15 protein-coding genes are annotated in these 15,130 nt (G+C 57.8%); 4 read left to right on the top strand and 11 right to left on the bottom strand.

Annotated features, from left to right (window positions below; all coding sequences use genetic code 11):
- Window positions 1-57 precede the first annotated feature (57 nt).
- Entirely contained in the window at window positions 58-657 is a 600-nt protein-coding gene (locus AB5750_RS04715; protein ID WP_117820871.1) for a tRNA (cytidine(34)-2'-O)-methyltransferase, read from the top strand.
- Window positions 658-786: 129 nt separating this feature from the next.
- Here AB5750_RS04715 and AB5750_RS04720 read toward each other — a convergent pair whose 3' ends face one another.
- The 4 genes from AB5750_RS04720 to AB5750_RS04735 all read right to left on the bottom strand — a co-directional run bounded on the left by AB5750_RS04720 (window position 787) and on the right by AB5750_RS04735 (window position 4,356).
- The gene (locus AB5750_RS04720; protein WP_368145580.1) at window positions 787-1,848 is read right to left on the bottom strand and encodes a hypothetical protein; all 1,062 of its coding nucleotides are present in this window, start codon (window positions 1,846-1,848) and stop codon (window positions 787-789) included.
- Window positions 1,849-1,857: 9 nt separating this feature from the next.
- A complete protein-coding gene (locus AB5750_RS04725) occupies window positions 1,858-2,529 on the bottom strand; it encodes a DUF4230 domain-containing protein (RefSeq protein WP_368145579.1) in 672 nt (223 codons plus the stop codon).
- A gap of 214 nt (window positions 2,530-2,743) precedes the next feature.
- Window positions 2,744-3,559 carry an FxLYD domain-containing protein gene (locus AB5750_RS04730; protein WP_368145578.1) on the bottom strand — a complete coding sequence of 272 codons (816 nt, stop codon included), beginning with the start codon at window positions 3,557-3,559 and terminating at the stop codon, window positions 2,744-2,746.
- 161 nt (window positions 3,560-3,720) lie between these two features.
- The gene (locus AB5750_RS04735) at window positions 3,721-4,356 is read right to left on the bottom strand and encodes a recombinase family protein (protein WP_368145577.1); all 636 of its coding nucleotides are present in this window, start codon (window positions 4,354-4,356) and stop codon (window positions 3,721-3,723) included.
- A 237-nt stretch (window positions 4,357-4,593) separates the two neighbouring features.
- On the opposite strand from AB5750_RS04735, the gene AB5750_RS04740 reads away from it, so the two are divergent.
- Window positions 4,594-5,694, top strand: a complete 1,101-nt coding sequence (locus AB5750_RS04740; protein ID WP_368145576.1) for a DUF8462 domain-containing protein — start codon at window positions 4,594-4,596, stop codon at window positions 5,692-5,694.
- Between the two features lie 40 nt (window positions 5,695-5,734).
- On the opposite strand, the gene AB5750_RS04745 is transcribed toward AB5750_RS04740, so the two are convergent.
- The 4 genes from AB5750_RS04745 to AB5750_RS04760 form a co-directional block, all read right to left on the bottom strand.
- The gene (locus tag AB5750_RS04745; RefSeq protein ID WP_438266014.1) at window positions 5,735-8,248 is read right to left on the bottom strand and encodes an excinuclease ABC subunit UvrA; all 2,514 of its coding nucleotides are present in this window, start codon (window positions 8,246-8,248) and stop codon (window positions 5,735-5,737) included.
- Entirely contained in the window at window positions 8,241-9,359 is a 1,119-nt protein-coding gene (locus AB5750_RS04750) for a DUF8462 domain-containing protein (RefSeq protein ID WP_368145574.1), read from the bottom strand. Before AB5750_RS04750 ends, AB5750_RS04745 begins: the two co-directional genes overlap by 8 nt.
- A 93-nt stretch (window positions 9,360-9,452) precedes the next feature.
- Complete coding sequence (locus tag AB5750_RS04755) at window positions 9,453-11,456, bottom strand: GTP-binding protein (RefSeq protein ID WP_368145573.1); 2,004 nt, start codon at window positions 11,454-11,456, stop codon at window positions 9,453-9,455.
- A 253-nt stretch (window positions 11,457-11,709) separates the two neighbouring features.
- Window positions 11,710-12,198, bottom strand: a complete 489-nt coding sequence (locus AB5750_RS04760; protein ID WP_368145572.1) for a GNAT family N-acetyltransferase — start codon at window positions 12,196-12,198, stop codon at window positions 11,710-11,712.
- 77 nt (window positions 12,199-12,275) lie between these two features.
- On the opposite strand from AB5750_RS04760, the gene AB5750_RS04765 reads away from it, so the two are divergent.
- Entirely contained in the window at window positions 12,276-12,572 is a 297-nt protein-coding gene (locus AB5750_RS04765; RefSeq protein ID WP_138341087.1) for a hypothetical protein, read from the top strand.
- A 48-nt stretch (window positions 12,573-12,620) separates the two neighbouring features.
- On the opposite strand, the gene AB5750_RS04770 is transcribed toward AB5750_RS04765, so the two are convergent.
- Both AB5750_RS04770 and AB5750_RS04775 read right to left on the bottom strand, forming a co-directional pair.
- A complete protein-coding gene (locus AB5750_RS04770) occupies window positions 12,621-13,325 on the bottom strand; it encodes a class I SAM-dependent methyltransferase (RefSeq protein WP_368145571.1) in 705 nt (234 codons plus the stop codon).
- 63 nt (window positions 13,326-13,388) lie between these two features.
- The gene (locus AB5750_RS04775) at window positions 13,389-13,532 is read right to left on the bottom strand and encodes a hypothetical protein (RefSeq protein WP_368145570.1); all 144 of its coding nucleotides are present in this window, start codon (window positions 13,530-13,532) and stop codon (window positions 13,389-13,391) included.
- A 232-nt stretch (window positions 13,533-13,764) separates the two neighbouring features.
- Between AB5750_RS04775 and AB5750_RS04780 the strand changes: the two genes are divergently transcribed.
- Complete coding sequence (locus AB5750_RS04780; RefSeq protein ID WP_368145569.1) at window positions 13,765-14,166, top strand: hypothetical protein; 402 nt, start codon at window positions 13,765-13,767, stop codon at window positions 14,164-14,166.
- 128 nt (window positions 14,167-14,294) lie between these two features.
- On the opposite strand, the gene AB5750_RS04785 is transcribed toward AB5750_RS04780, so the two are convergent.
- Window positions 14,295-15,110, bottom strand: a complete 816-nt coding sequence (locus AB5750_RS04785; protein WP_368145568.1) for a putative RNA methyltransferase — start codon at window positions 15,108-15,110, stop codon at window positions 14,295-14,297.
- Between the last annotated feature and the right edge of the window lie 20 nt (window positions 15,111-15,130).

Genomic DNA, 15,130 nt, shown 5'->3' on the forward strand with positions numbered 1-15,130 from the left:
CAAACCACCACGAAGGTGCCCTTCGTGGTGGTTTTTCGTTCTGAGCCAAGGAGATTCATGTTCAACATTGTGCTGTATGCGCCCGAGATTCCGGCCAATACGGGCAATATCGGCCGCACCTGCGTGGTTACCGGCACCCGCCTGCATCTGGTGGAGCCGCTGGGGTTTTCGCTCGACGACAAGACGGTACGTCGCGCCGGCCTGGGCTACTGGCAAAACTTGGACGTGACGACCTATGCCGGCTGGGAGGACTTCCTTGCGCGCAATGACCTCTCCCCTGCCGACGAACGCCTGCATCTGCTGACCAAAAAGGCACGCCGCACCTATGCGCAGAGTACCTACCGCGATGGCGACTACTTGGTCTTTGGCAGCGAGAGCTCGGGCATTCCCGAGGAGCTACTCGCTGCAGCGCCCACGTGCTGCGAGCGCATCCCGATGCTGCGCGATTGCGATTCGCTTGACAACGCCGAGGCCTGGGAAACCCACGAGGAATCGCTGGGGCATACCGAGGACAGCCACGAGGCCATCCTTCAACAGGACATCTGCGGCAACTTCGTCAATCCGAACGACTACCGCATCAGCGCACTCAACCTCTCCAACAGCGCCGCCATCGTCCTCTACGAAGCCCTGCGCCAAACAGGCTTTCCGGGAATGTAAAACCTGCCATTAGGGGACGGGGTAGAAATGGCAGATTTTTAAACCCTCTAGCTCTTGACAAACTGGTTTTGACATCAAATGCGGCAAAGGGACAGCCCTTTTGCCGCATTTGGCTGCTGGCAATTCACGTCAGAATTCAACTTCAAATACAAACGACTGCCGAAGTTCTCGCTTAGCTTGGCTTGTCAGGCTCGAATTCGCCCTTATGTTCAGCTTGCTGCATGCCTCATCGATAGCCATAGCAAGCGATACGGACATGGTCATGGTCGTTTCGCTTTTCAATTCAACCCGATAACTCTTCGCCTTGTTTTTATCCTCTCCACCGCATCTCGTTTCGATTAACAAGAGAATGTCAGAGTCATGGGCATACCAATGGAGTTCAGGGCGCTGTGGAACCATGTCTCCCTCGAATTCCTGTGTAAACAGGATTTTCTTCTCATTTCTCGTTAAATCGCTCAAAGAGCCGTTGATTCGAGCCGAGCCCTTCTTTCCCGCTTTGGCATTTCCCTTAACCTGGTGGCCTCTCCGAGTTTCCTCGTACTCCGTCACCTCCAACTTGCAGCGCTTCGCGCCAAGCATGAACGCAATCCGTCTCAACTCGGCCATCTTGTCTTGTTGCATGGTTGCGAAATAAGAGTCAAGATCAACAAAGCGAGACCGATCAAAAGCATCTATGTAATATGTGGAATAAAGAGATGGTTTAGGGTAGAAAGACAGCTCGCTATCCCCAATTGCTTCGCGGTACAAATTGAAAATCTGCGTGCCCTTAACAGTATCCAACCAACCAATAGCATCCCTACAGATATCGATGCCCCGACGCTCATTTCCGTCAACAATTCGAATCATGTTCGGCAAATGGAATGAAGGGCTCTGATAGACCTCTTTGGTTACCGGCCTGTATCTATTAAGCTGCTGCTGGTATGCCCAATCGTTGACGGCGTCACCGATATCCGCAGCAGCACCTGCCGCACCATCGGCCGCATCAGCAATAGCTGCCAAGGCGTCATCGACCATCGGAGTTGCAGCACGCATTGCACCATCGGCAACTTTCTGTACGGTTGCAACCGCGCCCGCCATCGCGCTTCCGGCGCCATCAACCAACCCGGCAGCGGCCTTACAGATATCAAAACTCTGCTTATGTCGCGGTAGCTCCTCTCTTTCGACAACAGCTAGATCGTCTTTATCCTCCATAGTGACCTCCTATTTCCGATAGTCGAAATCAACCGTATATTCATCGCCAAATGCCGAGTTGAACATCGCGCGGATATTTGCTTCGGCGTTCACCCGAGCCTCTTCGAGCAGGTCGCCATCCTTGATGGCCTCGCTTTCACTCCGCTCCTTGCACTGCGCTTCAAACGCCGTGACGTCTTTGACCTCAATGGGATTGAGGATGTTGTTGCGTTCCTCGAGAGCGCCCGATTTCTTCATATCCGGCGTGTTTGAGATTACATAAGGCTCATCCATCGTAATGGTCAGCTTCTTCTTGTTTGTATGTATCTCTGCCGTCTCGAGATTCACGCCCGCCTTAATGGTTCCAACATAGCGATACCAAAAACTGTTTTCTGTAAACGGGATATCAAACCAATCGAAAAACCTCTTGGTATCTGTCACCTTATCGACAATCGTATAGTTCTGCGATGCAGAAACCATCTCATTCTGGGAAGCGATACGTTCAAACACGACCGACGGGGAGAGCGTATTGGGGGTCGCTTCTTTTGCACCCGCAGCTTTGCCGTTATTAAAGATGCTAATAAAAAGTACAGCTACAATCAGCCCGCCAAGCGCCAAGCCCGCGATGAATACCTTGGGTTTCGTCAGAATTCTCCCGAGTTTCGCTTTCAGCGCCCCCATGCCTTCCTCCATCTCATCCATCCCCTATTCCTTTCAAAATCCCTGTTATTTAAGAAACTGCCGTGGGTTATACCTCATGCCTTAATTGTCGTTTTCAGCATGTCTTTAGACGAGGGCAGTTGTTTGCAATCCGAAATAATACACATTCGTTCGCAGCACTTGTTGTTCAATAATTGGCATAAAACGGGCAGGTCAACCATTCATTGCCGATTAACCCGCCCCTTCCGTGCAGAACTTATTTATTTACATCGTAGCTGGAAACAGATGCGACAACGCGCGCAGCGTCAACATCGGACATTGCCTCGAACTTGACTTTTTCACCCGGCGCCCACGAAGAAGTGTCCGCATAGGTCTCCTCCGCTTTGATGTCATCTGCATCATAGAGAGCAAGTGTCAGGCTGACGTTAGAGAACGATATACCAGAAGTGTTCTCAACTACCGCCGTATACGTATACAGACCGTAACCGTCATCCGATTTTTCGAAATTTGCTCCCTGAATCAAACTGTTGATGGCATCCTCATAGCGGGTCTTCTCTGCTACGGACTTTCCATTCTTAATTAAGTCGTTGAAATCATCCTTATATTTTTCCCCTACTTCCAGCCCGTAATTATCAACAAGCTTCTTGAGCTGCGCAGACCGCTTATCGTAGACTTTATTCCACTCTTCGTAATAATCCGCAGACGATTGCGAGTAGTCCTCGGTCACCTTAAGCTGGTCATCAAGCAGATTCAGATACGTGATTACGTCCTGTTGCATCTTGGAATCCTTAAACCTAGCGTTCTTGAGTTCCTTGTCGTTCTTGATTTCGGCCTCAATAGCTTCCTGGATATTCTCGGTTGAATGAGGATCATCATCGTTTGCATTAGATTCAATGACGTCGGACCTTCTCTCAAACCCGGCGGCGATAACATTCATCGCCTTATCGTCGACATATTTCGACTTTGCAGTGTTTGCATCATTCTGTGAACAGGCCGAAATGAACCCCAGAGAACAGATGAGCAGAACAAGCAAACCCATCATGGGCATCTTTTTAGTAATATTTCGTTTCATGACTATTTCCCTTCGATTGACGTTGCAACTTATAGCCCCTCGTCAAAAAGCAGACGAATTGACAACGCGGTGGCACTATTTGGCTTAAGGGCGTGAACTGGATAAATGCTGAGGGAAGGAGCGGGCCCGCGTAAGAATACTACCCTCATCAAATTGTCTAGTTAAAGCGAACGATTAAACGGCGGGCGGTCAACAATAGTTGAATCCGCCCGTCTCCAACGATCAAACGTCGACGGACTAACGCCCAATAGTGCGGCAGCATCCCGCCTTGTCACCCCACCTCCTTTAAATGATTGGACAACTGAGCAATAGTTTTCTGGACGCTCGATCATTGGGCGTCCAAATCGAATGCCGCGTGATCGCGCCGAAGCAATACCTTCAGCTTGTCTTTGCTTTATGTTTTCGCGCTCCACCTGAGCCACGTAGCTCAAAACCTGAAGCACTAGATCGGCAATAAAAGTCCCCGTAATTCCATTGGGTTGTTCGCGTGTATCAAGCAATGGCATATCGAGCACCACGATGGCAACGTGTTTGTCCGTCGTTAGGCGACGCCATTCATCGAGAACCTCCCGGTAGTCGCGACCTAATCGGTCGATACTCTTAATCACCAGAACGTCCCCTTCGCGCAGACGACGAAGAAGGCGCTGATACTGAGGGCGCCTGAAGTCCTTTCCGCTCGCTTTGTCAGCGTAGATCAAATTCGTTTGAACCGGAAACCGCTCCAGCGCATCCAGCTGGCGATCCAGGTTCTGATCTGCTGACGAAACTCGAGCATACCCATAGATTCTGTTTTTCATGATTGCCCCTATCAGCCGCACGATGGCAGCATCAGCTCATTTGAGAGCCCACTCACAATAGGGCGTGCATATTTCGCGAATGGGTTGAACCCATTTTCGAGCTCCAACGTAAGTTATTCAAGCATCACTTCGATAACGTGCGATGCCAACCAGATGCTTTGAACTGAAAATAATCACTTTTAACTGAAATTAACTAAAATAAAATGAAGTTAAACGGCGGTGTGAAAGGAGAGCCTTGTGGAATATCTCGAAAACCCGTTTACCCCCAGTTTTGGTGAGGTTCCTGCCCATCTCGCTGGCAGACAACAGATTATTCGGGATTTGGACCGTGCCTTCTTGAGTCAGCGCAGGCGCCCAGAATTGACCTCGATCTTCTCAGGCGCGCGTGGAACCGGTAAAACCGCTCTCATGTCGTCGCTCGCGACAAGGGCGGAATCCCACGGCTGGATAGCCGTAAAGGCGACCGCGCTCCCGGGAATGCTTGAGGAAATCGAGTTCGGGGCGAAACGTGCTGCCGGCCATCTTATCGACCCGTCTAAGAACTTCGAAGTCACCGGTCTCGGAATTGCACCGCTCGGCAGCGTCGAGGTCAATCGCGTTCACGATGCTTCAACCTGGCGTTATCGCATGAGCGACATCATCGACCAGCTCAACGAGGCGGGCACCGGTCTGCTCGTCACGGTTGACGAGGTGGACCCGACACTCGACGAGATGATCCAACTCGCAGCCACGTATCAGCACTTTGTGACCGATGGGAAACGCGTCGCCTTGCTTATGGCGGGACTTCCCAACAACGTCTCGACATTGCTGAACCACAAGACGGTCTCGTTCCTTCGCCGCGCCCAACAATATCATCTGGGTCGCATTGCCGACTATGACGTACGCGAGGCCTTGATTCGCACAATCCAGGAAAACGATCGCCTGGCAGATGCTGAGGGAATCGATAGAGCCGTTCGCTCGATCTCTGGTTTTCCCTTCCTATTGCAACTCGTAGGCTACCGTGCCTGGGATCTCACAAGCGATTCGAAGGAAATCTCGTCACGCGACTTTGACCTGGGAATCAAAATCGCGCGCGACGAGATGGATGACCGAATCCTCGCGGCAACCTATCGGGAACTCACTGCAGAGGACAAGCGATTCCTCATCGCCATGCTCGATGACGAGGAAGAGTCCACCACCGCTGACCTTGTCGAGCGCCTTAAGCGTTCGCCGCAGCAGGTCTCCCGCTACCGACGCCGCATGATAGATGCCGGCATCATCGGAGAACGAGGACGAGGGCTCGTCGCATTTGAATTGCCATTCTTCCGCGACTATCTCGCGGCTCAATGCGTGAAATAGAAATCAATGTGACAAAGAGGCAGCCCCTTTGTCACATTGCCTATAGGTAGCGACCGGTAATGCTCTTGGAGCAGGCCACGATGTCTCCCGGCGTACCGGCGCAGACGATTTGCCCGCCCGCATCGCCACCGCCCGGGCCCATGTCGATCACGTAATCGGCGTTGCGGATAAGGTCGAGGTCATGCTCGATCACGACAACTGTGGCGCCCTTGACAACGAGTCCGTCGAACACACTCAGCAACACCTGAACATCGAGCGGATGTAGTCCGATCGTGGGCTCGTCAAATACGAATACGGCATCATCCTGCACGCGGTCCATCTCACTCGCGAGCTTAAGGCGCTGTGCCTCACCGCCCGAAAGCGCCGGTGTGGGCTCGCCAAGCGTGAGATAACCCAGGCCCAGGTCGTGCAAGGTCTGCAAGCGCACCTGAACTTTCTTGAGTCCCACCGTAGCGTCGAGTGCCTCGTCCACGCTCATATCCATAAGCTGCGGCAACGTAAGCAGACTGCCATCCTTGCCTTCGCGATGGATATGCGAGGCGGCCTCGGCGTAGCGCGAGCCACGGCATGCCGGGCAGACGATCTCGACGTCGGGCAAAAACTGCACGTCGAGTGATATCGAGCCCGTGCCATCGCACGTAGGGCAGCGCAAGGCGCCGGTGTTGTAGCTAAAGGCACCCGCCTTGTAGCCGGCTGCCTTGGCCTCGGACGTACGGGCGAAGGCGCGACGCAGCTCGTCATGAATGTCGGCATAAGTCGCCACTGTCGAGCGCACGTTGGCGCCGATGGGAGTGGCGTCAATCAGGTTTGCGCGGGCAATGCCTTCGGCATCGACCCAGCGCACATGTTTTGGCAGGCGCTCGCCGGCTGCCTGCGCCTTAAGCGCCGGGATGAGCGTCTCGAGCACCAACGTCGTCTTGCCCGAACCCGAAACGCCCGTAACCGCAACAAGGCGGCCGCGCGGGATATCAACTTCGAGCGGCTTAACGGTATGGATGGCATCGGTTGCCATGCGAATATGCCCCTGGTCGAACATTTCCTCGTCAGTCACCTGCGGACGCGAGCGCTTGGGCTCTGCGCGCAGAAACGGAGCGATGCGGCTGCCCTGCGATTGTTCGACCTCGTCCACCGTACCTGCAGCGATCACGTTACCGCCGCCCGCTCCGGCAACGGGGCCCATCTCGACCAGATAGTCGGCTTCCGCCAGTACGCGCGTGTCGTGGTCGACAACAACCACGGTGTTGCCGTCATCCACCAGATCGCGCATCACGCCCACCAAGCCGTCGACATTGGCAGGATGCAAGCCGATCGAAGGCTCGTCCAGCACATAAAGCACACCCGTCGATCGGTTGCGCACCACGCGGGCGAGCTGCACACGCTGGCGCTCACCCGTGGAGAGCGTGGCGCCGGCGCGATCGAGCGAAAGGTAATCGAGACCCAGGTCGACCAGACGACGGGCCGCACTCAAAAACGAATCGCAGATATCCGTCGCCATGGGCCGCATCTCGGCCGGCAAGGACGTAGGCACCCCGCGCACCCACTCAATCGCCTCACCCAGCGTCATGGCCGCTGCTTGCGCCAGATTGATACCGCGCACCTGGGGCTGGCGCGCAGCCTCGGAGAGACGCGTGCCGCCGCAATCGCGGCATGCTCCCTCGCGCAAAAAGCGCGCAACGCGTTTTAAGCCCTTATCGTCCTTGACCTTGGCGAGCGCATTCTCGACGGTATAGACGGCGTTGTAATAGGTAAAGTCGAGCGGCGTGGCGCCCTCGCCGTTTTTGGGAACGTAGAGAATATGCTTCTTAACCGCCGGGCCGTGAAACACGATGTCGCGCTCTTGAGGCGTGAGTTGGCTAAACGGCACGTCGGTGCGTACGCCCATCTCGCCTGCCACCTGCTTCATCAGATCCCACATGAGCGTGCCCCAGGGAAGGACTGCGCCCTCGTTGATGGTCTTTGACTCATCTGGCACCAGGCTCGCCTCGTCCACCTCGCGCACGACACCGGTGCCGCCACAGGTGGGGCATGCGCCGCCGCTATTGAAAGCCAAATCCTCGGCACTCGGCGCGTAGAACTCGCGGCCGCATGTCGGACACGTGAGCGACAGGCCCGCAGCTACGTTAAGGCTCGGCTCCACACGCGCCCCGCAATGCGGGCACACGTGATGGGCGCAACGGCTAAAGAGCAGACGCAGGCTGTTGTTGAGCTCGGTCATGGTACCAAAGGTCGAGCGCACGCCCGGCACGCTGGGGCGTTGATGCAATGCGAGCGCCGCCGGCACGTGCAGAACCTCGTCCACCTGAGCGTGTTCGGCCTGCGTCAGACGACGGCGGGTATAGGTGCTGAGCGCCTCAAGATAGCGACGCGAGCCCTCGGCATAAAGAACCCCCAGCGCCAGCGAACTCTTGCCCGAGCCCGACACGCCGGCAATGCCCACAAGCCTTCCCAGTGGAATATCGATATCGATGTCTTTGAGGTTGTGCACGCGCGCGCCACGCACCTCGATAGCCTGCGGGCTCATCTTCTGTTCCGTCACCTTTATCACCCTACTCATGCCATAAAACTCGATCGCGAACGTACGCGCCCAGCATGGGCACGGTAAATCGGACGAGGCCGTATCCGGCAGCCTCGATGACACGCTCGCGAATCAGGCTTGCGCGATATTTGCTCGCCCAGCTCTGGGTGCGATCGCAGCGCTCAATGATATCCGCCATGCGAGTCGGTTTGCCCTCGTCAACCGCCATGGCCTCGATAAAAAGGCGCTGTGGACTGCGCAGCCCGTAATATAGAGGCGCGTCAACCGCTTCGTAGAACTCGGAGACGGCATCCGCATGGCCATCCTCGACATCGCGCCTTTCGATGACCTGCGAGCCACGCCGGACAGCAGACCGCCACATGTAATATCCCACCAGCTGAACCATATAGGGATGCCCCATGCTCTTGCGTGCCGCAAGGTCCGCCGTCTCCGCGTCAACGTAAAGACCAGCGTCTTTGACCGTCTGGATATATGAATCGCGCACCTTGGGCAAAGATATCGCCCCCAGCGTACGCTGCTGGGCGCGGCGCAAAAACGTCACGCTCGGCTCTTCGAGCAGATCGTCAACCATACTGGGCAAGCCGGCAAAAACCAGCGCAAGACCGCGCTGGTCGCTATCGGGTAATCCCGTGGCATCCTGGTCTCCGAGCACCTGCTGATAGAGAACGGCAAGAGCCGCCAGTTCCTCGATAGACGCCGATTGCGCCTCGTCAATCGCAAACAGTATGCCCTTGCCTGGACCGAGCTTCTTAAGGCGCTCGTTGACCAGCCCTCGCAACGTCTCGCCCTTTGCTCGCGCCGCCTCGACCGACATCCGGCCAAACGAAGGACCGAACTCCATTGACGTCACAACGGGTTTATTCGAGCGAAGCGCGTCGGCCAAGCGGTCGCATAAGCCAAGCGAAGCGGAATCGGAGACAACCGCCCATCCGCGCTCGCTGGCCAGACGTTGCAGCTCCCGCAGGAGAACTGTCTTGCCGCAGCCGCGGTTTCCCGTAATGAGCATGAGCCTGCCCGGCGCTCCGGCGCCGTTATCGAGCCCTTCCTCGAAATCTTCGATGACCGACTCGCGACCAATGAGCATCGGAGGCCGCTTGCCTGCCGTTGGCTTAAAGGGATTTGGATTCATGTCGGCCTCCTCGGATTGGCAAACCCTGGTAATAGTTATACCAACTTATACCGAGTTATACCAACTGAATCTGCCAAAGGGGCTGCCCCTCTGTCACATGTGGCCGAAAAACTCGGCGTCTGCTGCTCGCCAGGGGCGGAAGGTGGAGGGATCGACCTTTACGTGGGCTGCCTCGGGGACGTCGTACCATTTGACCGTGTAACCGGCGCCGTGGGAGCAAAAGACCGAATCGGGCGTGTTGGGCAGATCGGCCTCGGGCTCATAGGCGGCCGTCTCGATGACGCGCTCGGCATCATGGCAAGCCGCATAGCCGGCGAACTCTAGGTACAGATGCCCACGACCACTCGTATAGGCGGCCACCTCCAGCGCGTAATCCTGCACCTCAGATGCCGGCACGCGACCCACAAGCTTCGCCCGGTCTCCCGCCATCGTCGGCGGCTCGTACTCGGCACCCATGCGCGTGGCATCCGAGAGTGCCCGGCCCACGCACTGCCCCGGCACCTCGAGCTCAAAGCGATACCACGGCTCCAACAGCACCGCCGCGCCAGCCTCACGCGCCTGCATGAGCCCCTGGCGAATCGCGCGGTACGTGGCCTGGCGAAAATCGCCGCCCTCGGTGTGCTTGACATGCGCACGGCCGCCCGTGAGCGTAATGCGCACATCGGTGATGGGCGAGCCGGTCAGCACGCCCAGGTGATCGCGCTCCATGGCGTTGGTGAGCGCCAGACGCTGCCAGTTAAGATCGAGCTCGTCGGTCGAGGTCACGGTGCCAAACTGTACGCCCGAGCCCGCCGGCAACGGCTCCAGGCGCAGATGCACCTCGGCATAGTGGCGCAGTGGCTCAAAGTGGCCCACGCCCTCGACCGGCTGCGAAATAGTCTCCTTATAGAGAATGCCGCCAGACTCAAACGCAACCGAAAGGCCAAAGCGATCGGCCAGCACCCGCTGCACGACCTCGAGTTGCACGGCGCCCATCAACTGCAAATGAATCTGCTCTAGATGCGTATTCCAGCTTACGCCGAGCATGGGATCTTCGTCCGCCAGCTCAGTCAGCGCTTTGAACGCCGCGTGGACATCGTGTTCGCCCGGAAGCACCGTATAGGTGAGGACTGGAGCAATGACGGGCGCATCGCCCGCAGGCTCCGCGCCCAGGGCGTCCCCTGGGCGAACGTGCGCAAGACCCGTCACGGCACAAATACCGCCAGCAGCAACTTCTTGGGCAAGCTCATACTTCTCGCCGTTATAGATGCGTACCTGATCGACCTTCTGCTCCCATGCCTCGGCGCCGGAGCGTCCGTCAATCATCTGCTTGGCATGCAGCGTGCCGCCGGTCACTTTAACCCAAGCCAAGCGCTCGCCACGATCCCCGCGGCTGACACGATAGACGCGCGCGGCAAACTCCGGGCGCCATGCCTGTTCGCGCATCAGCGCGCATATGCCGTCCAGCAGCTCGTCCACGCCTTGGTCTTTGAGCGCCGAGCCGGCAAAGCAGGGGAACAGCTTGCGCTCCGCGACGAGCCGCGACAACGTTTCGGCAGACAACTCGCCTGCTTCAAGAAACTCATCGAGCGCCACCTCGTCCAACGCCGCAGCATCCTCTTGCACAGCGCCGCCCGCCAGCAAATCTTCGGCATCCAGACAGCCCTCGGAAAGACGCTGGCCGAGCTGCGTCAGCAGCGCATCGCGACCAGGGTTCTCAAGATCGATCTTATTGATAAAGATGAACGTCGGGATGTCATAGCGCGCAAGCAGGCGCCACAGGGTTTCGGTATGCCCCTGCACGCCGTCGTTGGCGCCCACAACCAAAATCGCGTAGTCGAGTGCGCGCAGCGTGCGCTCCGCCTCGGCAGAAAAATCGACATGTCCCGGCGCATCCACGAGCATGACGTGAGTATCGCCATGGTCGAGCACAGCCTGCGACGAGAAGATCGTAATACCGCGCTCGCGCTCAATCTCGTTCGTATCCAGATGCGAATCGCCATTGTCCACGCGGCCGCGTTTGCGAATGCGGCCCGCGTTGAATAGCATGGCCTCGGCCAACGTGGTCTTGCCGGCATCGACATGCGCCAAGATTCCAACGACCGCTTGCTTCGACATGGCTCTCCTCTTATTGCAAGCCCATCGCACGCGGTAACGGGCGTCCTCGTTCTACACTGGATGATACAATTTACGGGCCGGCGGGCGAAGCGGGCCCTATCCCCCGACCGAGCTCATCGCCCTGCGTTGCCGCGCGGCGATTTTCGTAGGTTCGCGCCTTGCGAAAGCCGGCTTGCAAAACAGCCAGCGAACGAAAATGGCCCCACCCGGGGCCATTTTCGTTCGTGCAAATTGTTGACACGCGCCCCTGCTCTTACGCCTCGCGCAGCCAGTCAAACGCCACGCGCGGGGTACCGTCGGACACATACACGATGCCGGCGCGCTCAAACCCCGCCTTAATACTCGCACCCTGCATGGGCAGGTTATCCTGATGCGTGTCGATACGCAGGTGATCGGCACGCTCTTTGGCAAAGGCAAACATCGCAGCCGCGATACCGTGCGCGGTGCCGTCGGATGCCACACGGTGCAGCACGGCGTACGGAGTGTCGCTACGCCATTGACCGTCCTCAATTACGTCATAGCACTCGTCCGGGCCCGGTAAAAAGGCAAACGTCGCCACCACGCGGCCGTCGACTTCACACACATAGCTGCCACCAGCAGCGATATCGGCAGCCAGCTGCTCGGCAGAAGGCGTGCCCTCGGGCCACTGCGTGGCGTTGCCATGCGCGCGCATAAAGGCGCGGGCCGCGTCATAGATAGCCATGACGGCGGGAATGTCGGTATCGAGGGTTTTTCTGATCATCACGCGGCGACCTCACGTTTATTGGTATCACTTTGATTGGGCAATGATACCAGCGTTTGGAGAGGGGCACGAAGCAGATGGGAAGCAAAAAGCGAGCCGCCTGGTCAAAAGCTAAAAGCGAGTTTTTGAGCACTGCCACCGGCGGCGATATGAGCGACCTGTTTGCACGCGAGGACGAGCGCCGCGACGCCCTGGACGCCGAGCGCGATGAGGCCTGGCGCTACAAATCGTGCGAGCGCAAAAACCGTTACGACACGCGCGCCGAGGCCGAGGCAGTTATGGCCGACTGCGAAAGCCGCGGGCGGCGCGGTTTGGCCTGCTACAAATGCGAATACTGCGGCGGCTGGCACCTGACATCGCACCCTTGGAAATAGGCACCGCATCGGCACGGCACCGACGGAGCGCCAACCATCGCACGCAAGCTACGGGCGCGGCGGCACCAAGACATCGTAACGAACGGCCTTGCCCGCAAGTTGATAGCTCGGCTTAACACCGGCAAGCAGTGGCCCCTTCACCGGCCGCTTGATAACCAACTTGCGCGGGTGCACCGCAAGCGCAGCCTCAACCAGCGTCTCCTCATCGGCGCACGGCTGCTCCAAATGATGCAAGAGTTGGAACTTCTTTTTGACCGCTGCACTCTTGGTGCGCTCGGGAAACATGGGGTCCAGGTACACCACGTCGGGTGCTGCGAGCTCGCCCTGCTCGAGCAGCTCGACGGTTTGACGAAGGCCTGCAATGCTGTCCTCGCCCGCATGCAGGCGCATGCGCGCCACGGAAGTCGCAAGCGCCGGATCATCCGCTGCGCGCTCCAAAGCATCCTGAAGAAGCGCCGCAATCACGCAGTCCTGCTCATACAGATCGACCGTAAAGCCCGCGGCCGCCAACAGCAGCGAATCCTCGCCAAAGCCTGCCGTTGCATCAATCGCCCATGGGCGCTCGATGCCTTTTGTGCGCGCAGCCTTTACCAGCAACTCTTGCTGCAGACGGCCCTGTTTAAGCCGCGGAAGCATGCGGGTAAAATCGGCACGCAGCTCCATCGTGCCGTCGGTGAGCGTGAGGCCCTCGGACTTCCCGATCAGCTCAAGCCCCGCGGCCCGAGCAACAGAAAAGGGATCGACGACGCCCATGGGTACTCCTTAATAAGCAAAACGAATACGTGAGCGCCGTTTGTGTCGGCACCCCACCGCCCGCTATTGTCCCACATGCGTCATGGCCCACAGCATCCCAATGCAAAGCACCGCCATCAATCCCGTGCACACAGCAGCGATCACGGAATCACTCATGCGCCTTCCCAACGACCGCGCCTCACGTACCTGCTCTGCTCCGTACATCATGGCTCCTCCTTCGGTCCAACTCTTACCATGGCCCCATCATCGCAGCGCCGCGCATACGCTGCCATCGATTTGACTTACGCCCAGCTTTCCTTTTTGAAAGGTTGGGTTTGGCTGCGCGGGCTCAAAGCGCTTTCAGGCGCACGCATCGCCGCGTTGAACTACAATGTGCTTCACCATATGTGCAGCACATTGGGTGCGCCAAGTTGGCGTACTCGTATCGAAAGGACCAGCCATGAGCTTCACTCGCAAGACACTCAAAATCCTTGCCCTCATCTATTTTGTTTTGGGCATCGCCAGCCTGGTTATCGGAATCGCCGGCATCGCGACCGGCAAGCTCGAGTCCACCTACGGACCGAACGCCATGCTCGCCGCGGTCGTGCTTATCGCCAAGGGTCTCATCGACCTCGCCGCGGGCGTTGCGGGCATCAAGGGCGCCAACAAGCCTTCGCAGGTGGATGGCGCGTTTAAGCTCGGCATCATCGCCGCGGTCGCCACGATTGCGCAGGCCGTGCTCACGCTCCCCGCGTTCGGCGGCGACGCCATCAACTATGGTGCCTTTGTCATCGTGGTGTACGACCTGTTCTTTGTTCAGCAGGCACACGACGTCAAGGCCGAGAACAAGGATCGTCTGTAGGCGCTCGCTTCTCATAACCTCTACAGCCAAGCAACTAAAAAGGGCCGATCGCGCATCTCCGCGGTCGGCCCTTTGCGTTTGCCCAGATAAAACCTACCAAAATAAACCTGTCCCTTTTTGGCAGGTTGTTAGCTGCGACGGTACTCGGCGATGATGAAGTCGATGTCGGTTTGAAGGGTATCCAAGTTTGCCAGGCGCTCTTTATCGGCGGGTCGTGTGCGGTAGTAGTACGGCGTCATCTGGAACACCGCTTCGATGTCGGCTTGGGTCTGAAGCGTAATATTCGCAGACACCCGCTGCGTTCCGACTAACTCGAGCTCGGTGGTCTTCGGCAGCTTCTCATCGTTAAGGTACGGCGTGTCGTAGAGTACCTCTTTGAGCCCAAAGAGGTGACGAGCACCCGGCACCACGGTGTAGAGCGAGCCCTCCGGCGCCAGCACGCGGGCAAACTCACGCTCGTTAAAGGGGGCAAAGAGCTCGGTCACCATATCGAAGGCGCCATCGGCCACGGGGATGTCCTTCATGTTGGCCACGAAGTAGGTCGCATCGCCGCGCTTGGCGGCCAGGCGCACCATCTCTTTGCCCAGGTCAAAGCCGTAAGCATCCACCCCCGGCACCGCGCCCATGGCGCTGGTGTAGTAACCCTCGCCGCAGCAAATATCGAGCAGCGTCATGGGGCCATTCGTAGACGCAGCACACCCAGACACCTGCTTGCGCACCAGCTCGATCATCGCATCGCGCAACGGCGCGTAGTATCCACGGTTCAGAAAGTCACGACGGCTGCGCGCCTGAGACTTGGGATCGCCCATGGAGTCGCCGCTCTTGGACGAGCGCAGCAGATACAGATAGCCCTCGCGCGCACGGTCAAACCGGTGTCCGCCCGCACATGCAGCACCGCGCTCGTCGTCCACCAACGGCTCATGGCAAACGGGACACAACAACATGGCAACTCCTTAGCGCGAAC

This window comes from Collinsella aerofaciens (assembly GCF_040926185.1).
In the GTDB taxonomy this organism is placed as follows: domain Bacteria; phylum Actinomycetota; class Coriobacteriia; order Coriobacteriales; family Coriobacteriaceae; genus Collinsella; species Collinsella aerofaciens_BC.

Excerpts from the sequence above, each read along its gene's own strand:
- AB5750_RS04730 (WP_368145578.1), bottom strand. The coding sequence starts at position 3,559 with ATGAAACGAAATATTACTAAAAAGATGCCCATGATGGGTTTGCTTGTT.
- AB5750_RS04765 (WP_138341087.1), top strand. The coding sequence starts at position 12,276 with ATGGGAAGCAAAAAGCGAGCCGCCTGGTCAAAAGCTAAAAGCGAGTTT.
- AB5750_RS04720 (WP_368145580.1), bottom strand. The coding sequence starts at position 1,848 with ATGGAGGATAAAGACGATCTAGCTGTTGTCGAAAGAGAGGAGCTACCG.
- AB5750_RS04755 (WP_368145573.1), bottom strand. The coding sequence starts at position 11,456 with ATGTCGAAGCAAGCGGTCGTTGGAATCTTGGCGCATGTCGATGCCGGC.
- AB5750_RS04750 (WP_368145574.1), bottom strand. The coding sequence starts at position 9,359 with ATGAATCCAAATCCCTTTAAGCCAACGGCAGGCAAGCGGCCTCCGATG.
- AB5750_RS04745 (WP_438266014.1), bottom strand. The coding sequence starts at position 8,248 with ATGAGTAGGGTGATAAAGGTGACGGAACAGAAGATGAGCCCGCAGGCT.
- AB5750_RS04725 (WP_368145579.1), bottom strand. The coding sequence starts at position 2,529 with ATGGATGAGATGGAGGAAGGCATGGGGGCGCTGAAAGCGAAACTCGGG.
- AB5750_RS04785 (WP_368145568.1), bottom strand. The coding sequence starts at position 15,110 with ATGTTGTTGTGTCCCGTTTGCCATGAGCCGTTGGTGGACGACGAGCGC.
- AB5750_RS04775 (WP_368145570.1), bottom strand. The coding sequence starts at position 13,532 with ATGATGTACGGAGCAGAGCAGGTACGTGAGGCGCGGTCGTTGGGAAGG.
- AB5750_RS04735 (WP_368145577.1), bottom strand. The coding sequence starts at position 4,356 with ATGAAAAACAGAATCTATGGGTATGCTCGAGTTTCGTCAGCAGATCAG.
- AB5750_RS04760 (WP_368145572.1), bottom strand. The coding sequence starts at position 12,198 with ATGATCAGAAAAACCCTCGATACCGACATTCCCGCCGTCATGGCTATC.
- AB5750_RS04780 (WP_368145569.1), top strand. The coding sequence starts at position 13,765 with ATGAGCTTCACTCGCAAGACACTCAAAATCCTTGCCCTCATCTATTTT.
- AB5750_RS04770 (WP_368145571.1), bottom strand. The coding sequence starts at position 13,325 with ATGGGCGTCGTCGATCCCTTTTCTGTTGCTCGGGCCGCGGGGCTTGAG.
- AB5750_RS04715 (WP_117820871.1), top strand. The coding sequence starts at position 58 with ATGTTCAACATTGTGCTGTATGCGCCCGAGATTCCGGCCAATACGGGC.